The sequence below is a fragment of the uncultured Alistipes sp. genome (genome assembly GCF_949296715.1).
In the GTDB taxonomy this organism is placed as follows: Bacteria; Bacteroidota; Bacteroidia; order Bacteroidales; family Rikenellaceae; genus Alistipes.
In genome coordinates this window covers 1-5,573 of the sequence record NZ_CASFQD010000034.1, presented here as the reverse complement: position 1 = coordinate 5,573, position 5,573 = coordinate 1, and the positions used below count along the sequence as shown (strand labels likewise).

The 5,573-nt window shown below is 65.2% G+C and carries 4 protein-coding genes and 1 pseudogene; 4 read left to right on the top strand and 1 reads right to left on the bottom strand.

Features of this window, described 5'->3' with window-relative positions:
• Window positions 1–302: 302 nt before the first annotated feature.
• A complete protein-coding gene (locus Q1Y33_RS05330) occupies window positions 303–1,736 on the bottom strand; it encodes a DUF4301 family protein (RefSeq protein ID WP_300798712.1) in 1,434 nt (477 codons plus the stop codon).
• 81 nt (window positions 1,737–1,817) lie between these two features.
• Here Q1Y33_RS05330 and murB point away from each other — a divergent pair, with 81 nt between their 5' ends.
• The 4 genes and pseudogenes from murB to Q1Y33_RS05310 form a co-directional block, all read left to right on the top strand.
• Window positions 1,818–2,831, top strand: coding sequence for a UDP-N-acetylmuramate dehydrogenase (gene murB, locus Q1Y33_RS05325; protein ID WP_300798711.1), 1,014 nt, complete (start codon window positions 1,818–1,820; stop codon window positions 2,829–2,831).
• Window positions 2,832–2,913: 82 nt separating this feature from the next.
• On the top strand, window positions 2,914–4,257 hold the full coding sequence (gene tilS / locus Q1Y33_RS05320; RefSeq protein ID WP_300798710.1) for a tRNA lysidine(34) synthetase TilS: 1,344 nt from the start codon (window positions 2,914–2,916) through the stop codon (window positions 4,255–4,257).
• A 2-nt stretch (window positions 4,258–4,259) separates the two neighbouring features.
• A complete protein-coding gene (holA, locus tag Q1Y33_RS05315) occupies window positions 4,260–5,330 on the top strand; it encodes a DNA polymerase III subunit delta (protein WP_300798709.1) in 1,071 nt (356 codons plus the stop codon).
• A pseudogene (locus tag Q1Y33_RS05310) lies at window positions 5,327–5,573 on the top strand (branched-chain amino acid aminotransferase); the annotation flags it as partial. The gene holA and the pseudogene Q1Y33_RS05310, both read left to right, overlap by 4 nt.

The window sequence follows — 5,573 nt, the reverse complement described above, 5'->3', positions numbered from 1 at the left end:
CTTAAAAGACAACTTAAGAGTCCATCGCGGACTCTCGGAACAACATTTACAGGACATCGTAAAGTGGTATCTTTTTCTGAATAGCAATGATGGAATTATTATGAAAAACAAATGACCAGAATCATACGATTCTGGTCATTTGTTCTAATATAATACCAACCAATTTTGGCATCATTACCAAATGAAAAACGGGCCCGTCGGGGTCCCGTTTTTTTGTGGTCTGACAGACCGGGAGCAGGAGGCGAAAAAGCCCTCCGGAGACAAGTTCCGGAGGGCACGGCACGGCGGTCGGCCGCCAGCTGTTACTGGTGCTGGGGCCGCAGCAGGTCCTGAACGACCTTGACGGGCGAGAAGGTCGTGATGGGCACATCGACGAAGATCGTGTTCCAGCGGGCCATCGCGCCGTTCCACAGGCCCGGCAGCTCCTGGGCGCGCAGTTCGCGGCCGCCCGACGACTTCGAAGAGATGAAGCCCGTCGAGGGGTCGGTATAGCGGCGCAGGTCGAACTTGCCGCCCTGCGACGTGCGCACGCCGCAGACGAGGTCGACGGGGTTGAAGTGCGTGGCCGACTTCATCAGCGGCATGTCGTCGGGCGAAATCTGGCTCGACTCGGCAATCTGCAGCGACTCCGTACCGTCGGGGTTGGCCACCCAGAACGGACCGCCGCCCGGCTCGCCCTCGTTGCGGACCATGCCGCAGACGCGGATCGGGCGGTCGAGCACCGCACGCAGCAGCGCGGCATCATACGCGGCGGGCAACTTCACGCAGAGCCGCCGCTCGATGAATGCGGCCACCTCGGCCAGGTCGGCAGTGCCCGCCTCCAGCGCACGCAGGCAGCCGAAGGCCTGCTCCTGCAGCTCGAGCAGCAACCCGGCCAGCACCTTCTTGTAGCGGACCGTGTCGCCGCGGCGCGCATCGGTCGTCACGTTGTCGATATTCTTGATGAAGATGACGTCGGCGTCGATCTCGTTCAGGTTCTCGATCAGCGCACCGTGGCCCGCGGGACGGAACAGCAGGCTGCCGTCGTCCTGGCGGAAGGGCGTGTTGTCGGGGTTCACGGCGATCGTGTCGGTCGAGGGCTTCTGCACGGAGAACGAAATCTCGTAGCGGATGCCGAAGCGCTTTTCATAGACGGGAACCTTCTCGGCGAGCAGGCTCTCGAAGCCGGCACGGTGCTCGGGCGAGACGGTGAAGTGGATGCGGGCCACGCCGTCGGCCGAGGCGTAGGCCGCCCCCTCGACCAGGTGCTCCTCGACGGCCTTGCGGGCGCCGTCCGCATAGGCGTGGAAGGTCACCAGCCCCTTGGGCTTCTGTCCATAGTTGAGCCCCTGCTTGACGATGCAGCTCACGACGGTCCGATCGTCGGCACCCTCCGGCAGCACGGCTTTCAGCTCGGGCCAGAAGGCGAAGCGCTCGATGTTCTCCAGCAGCGTGTCGATGCCCTTGCCGCGCTTGCCCTCGTTGACGAACTCGAAGAGTTCCTTGAACATGCGCGTGGCGGCGCCCGACGCCGGGACGAACTTCACGACCGAAAGGCCGTGCGAAGCCTTCTCATAACGGGCCTGCGCCGCATCGGCCGCGGCATCATCCACGACGACGACCCCGTCGCCGGGCGAGGCGGCACGCACCACCTGCAGGTAGGGGAACCCGCGGCGGAAGTTCTCGATCTGATTCTCCACGGCCTCGCGGGTCAGGCCGTGCTGTTCGATTTGACGCAAATCTTTTTCAGTAAACATAGGCATAGTATTTTTAGGGTTTCAGTCGTTCGGGTGATATATCTTATCAAAGTTAGTAAATTATTCGTAACTTTGCACATCATGATCCGAGAATTTCACCATACAGACCTGCGCGGCCGCAACAGCTTCGGCGTCGTGCAGCATGCCCGGCGGCTCGTCGAATTCGAAACGGCCGACGACCTGCGCGCAATCTTCGCCGCAGGGGTGCCCGACCGCTGGATGGTCCTCGCCGGCGGCAACAACATCCTCTTCACGCAGGACTACGACGGCGTGCTGCTCACGCCCGTGGCCAGCGGCATCGAGGTGCTCACCGACGAAGACGGCGAGGTGCGCCTGCGCGTCGAGGCGGGCGTCGAGTGGGACGATCTGGTTGCCTGGGCCGTCGAGCGCGGCCTGTGGGGCATCGAGAACCTCTCGCTCATCCCCGGCAAGGCGGGCGCCGCACCCGTACAGAACATCGGAGCCTACGGCTGCGAGGCCAAGGATGCGATCCGCCGCGTGGAGATGTTCTGCGTCGGGACGGGCAACCTGCTCACGCTCGACGCCGCGCACTGCGCCTTCGGCTACCGCGAAAGCGTCTTCAAGCACGAGCTGCGCGGAAAGGTCGTCATCACGGCCATCGAGATCGCCCTGCACCGCACGCCGCACCCGCGCCTGGGCTACGGCGACGTCGAGCGCGAGGTCGAGGCCCGCGGCGGCGCCACGCTGCGCAACATCCGCGAGGCGATCTGCGCCATCCGCCGCGCGAAGCTCCCCGACCCGAAGGTGCTGGGCAACGCCGGCAGCTTCTTCAAGAACCCCGTCGTGGAGCAGGCCGTGGCCGACCGCCTGCGGGCCGAGTTCCCCGACATGCCGCTCTACCCCGCCGCCGGACAGGCAGACAAGGCGAAGCTCGCCGCCGGGTGGCTCATCGACCGCGCCGGGATGAAGGGCTACCGCGAGGGTAACGTCGGCGTGCACGAACGGCAGGCCCTCGTGCTGGTGAACTTCGGCGGCGCCACGGGCGGCGAGGTGATGGCGCTGGCCCGCAAGGTGCAGCAGCGGGTCCTCGAGCGCTTCGGCGTGGAGATCGACACCGAGGTCAACATCCTCTGACGCCATCACCGCGACGCTCCCGGGCACGCCGGAACGACGGCCCGCCGGGCGGGAATCAGCAAACAACGACACCTATCAAAATATGCCCCTACTCGAATCCTTCCAACGCTACATCGCCGAAAACGACCTGGCGACGCACGACGACCGCATCCTGCTGACCGTCTCGGGCGGCGTCGACTCGATGGTCATGCTCTCGCTCTTCACCCGCAGCGGCTACACGGTGGGCGTGGCTCACTGCAACTTCCAGCTGCGCGGCACCGAGAGCGACGAGGACGAGGTGCTCGTCAGGCAGGAGGCCGACCGCTGCGGCGTGCCCTGCTACAACCGGCGCTTCGACACCGCGGGCGAGATGGAGCGCACGGGCGAGTCGATGGAGATGGCGGCCCGGCGCCTGCGCTACGCGTGGTTCGATGCGTTGAGCCGCGAGGAGGGCTATACGGTCATCGCCATCGCCCACCACGCCGACGACTCAATCGAGACCTTCTTCATCAACCTGCTGCGCGGCACCGGGCTGCGCGGCCTGACCGGCATCTCGACGCAGGTCGGCAAAATCATCCGCCCGCTGATGTTCGCCTCGCGCAAGGAGATTCTCGAATACGCCGTGCAGAACCACATCCCCTTCCGCGAGGACTCCTCGAACCGCTCGACGAAATACCTGCGCAACAAGATTCGCCTGGGGCTCATCCCCCGCATCCGCGAGATCAACCCCAAGTTCACGGACCTCATGCGCAAGAACATCGGCCGGCTGACCGACGCCCAGCTCTTCATCGACCACGGCATCGAGCGCATCCGCGGCGAGGCCGTGACCACGGAGGGCGACACCGACACGATCCGCATCGACCGCATCGACCCGGCCTTCCCGCGCGAATTCGTCATCTACGAACTGCTCAACTCCGCCTACGGATTCAAGGGCGACGTCATCGACGCGCTGTGCCACGCCCTAAACCACGACGCCACGGGACGCCGCTTCTATGCGCGCGACCGCATGGCGACGATCGACCGCGGGGCGATCATCGTCTCGCCGATCGCCCCCGACGACGAGTGCCGCACGACGGTCGGGCGGGGCGCCCCGCGCTGCTACTGCGGCAACGCGGTGCTCTACTTCGAATACTGCGACATCGACGACATCAAGGATTTCGGCGTGCCCGAGCAGATCGCGCAGGTCGATGCCGACAAGCTCCGGTTCCCGCTCACGCTGCGCCGCTGGCGCGAGGGCGACTGGTTCATCCCCTTCGGCATGACCGGCCGCAAGAAGGTCAGCGACTTTCTGATCGACGCCAAGGTCTCGCTGCCCGGGAAGCAGCGGCAGTTCGTGCTGCTGTCGGGCGACGACATCGTCTGGGTCGTCGGCCGGAGAATCGACGACCGCTTCCGCCTCACGCCCGAGACCGAGAACGTCCTGCGCATCACCAGGGAGATCGTCTGACCATGACAAAGAGCACAGTCAAATTCAAGGATTCGGTCGCCGAGTTCGAACGGCTCACGGGGGAGATCGCCGCGGGCCGCTTCGCCCCGCTCTACCTGCTCATGGGCGAGGAGGGTTACTTCATCGACCGCCTCACGGAGCAGCTCGCCGGCTCGATCCTCGACGAGGCCGAACGCGCCTTCAACCAGATCGTCGTCTACGGCAAGGATTCCGACGCCGGGCAGGTCATCAACCTCTGCCGCCAGCTGCCGATGATGGGCCGCTGCCAGGTCGTCATCCTCAAGGAGGCGCAGCAGCTGCGCAACGTGGAGAAATTATCGCTCTACACGCAGAAGCCCTCGCCGACGACCGTCCTCGTCATCTGCCACAAGGAGAAGAACGCCGACAAGCGCTCGGCCTTCTACAAAGGGTGTGCGGCCAACGGCGCGGTCTTCGAGTCGGTGCGGCCGCGCGACTACGAGATCGCCGCATGGCTCCAGCAATTCGTCCGGCAGCAGGGCTTCGCGATCGACCAGAAGGCGCTCTCGATGCTGACGGACCACCTCGGCACCGACATCGCGCGCATCGACAACGAGCTGCGCAAGCTCACCGTCTCGCTGCCCGAGGGGACGAAGCGCATCACCGACGCCGACATCGAGGCCAACATCGGCATCTCCAAGGAGTTCAACAACTTCGAGCTGTGCCGCGCCGTCGTCACGCGCGACATGCAGCGTGCGCTGCTGATCGCCGACCACTTCGCCCGCAATCCCAAGGAGAACCCATTGCTGCTGACGGTCATGGCGCTCTTCGGGCAGTTCCGCGACCTGTTCGTGGTCAACTACCTGCGCTGGCTCACGCGCCACAAGGGCAAGCCCTTCCCGCAGGATGTGGAGCTCATGCGCATCCTGCGCAAGAACAACACCTTCGTGCTGAACGAGATCAAGCAGCAGGCCGCGCTGTGGGACAACCGCAAGGTCTTCCAGGTGCTGGGGCTGCTGCGCGAATACGACGCCAAGAGCAAGGGGCTCAACGCTGGCGGCGCGCCCGACGGCGAGCTGCTGCGCGAACTGCTGCTGAAAATCTTTCTGTTGTGAGCCTCCCGGCGCCATACCAGATCGTGCACCTCGCACGGGGCCGGGCGCGCAACCTCGCAGCCCACGCCGCCCTGCTCGACGCCGCGTCGCGCTATCTCTTCGGGCGCGGCTACGCCCCCGACCTGCAGCGCCTGGCGGAGCGCATCGCCGCCGTTGCCGCGGCGGAGCACTATCCGGCTGCCGTCTCGGGCTTCGTGCGCATCGAGCTCACGGAGGCGGGCGGCGAACGGCTCACCGCGGCCG

Excerpts from the sequence above, each read along its gene's own strand:
- Q1Y33_RS05330 (WP_300798712.1), bottom strand. The coding sequence starts at position 1,736 with ATGTTTACTGAAAAAGATTTGCGTCAAATCGAACAGCACGGCCTGACC.
- murB (WP_300798711.1), top strand. The coding sequence starts at position 1,818 with ATGATCCGAGAATTTCACCATACAGACCTGCGCGGCCGCAACAGCTTC.
- tilS (WP_300798710.1), top strand. The coding sequence starts at position 2,914 with ATGCCCCTACTCGAATCCTTCCAACGCTACATCGCCGAAAACGACCTG.
- holA (WP_300798709.1), top strand. The coding sequence starts at position 4,260 with ATGACAAAGAGCACAGTCAAATTCAAGGATTCGGTCGCCGAGTTCGAA.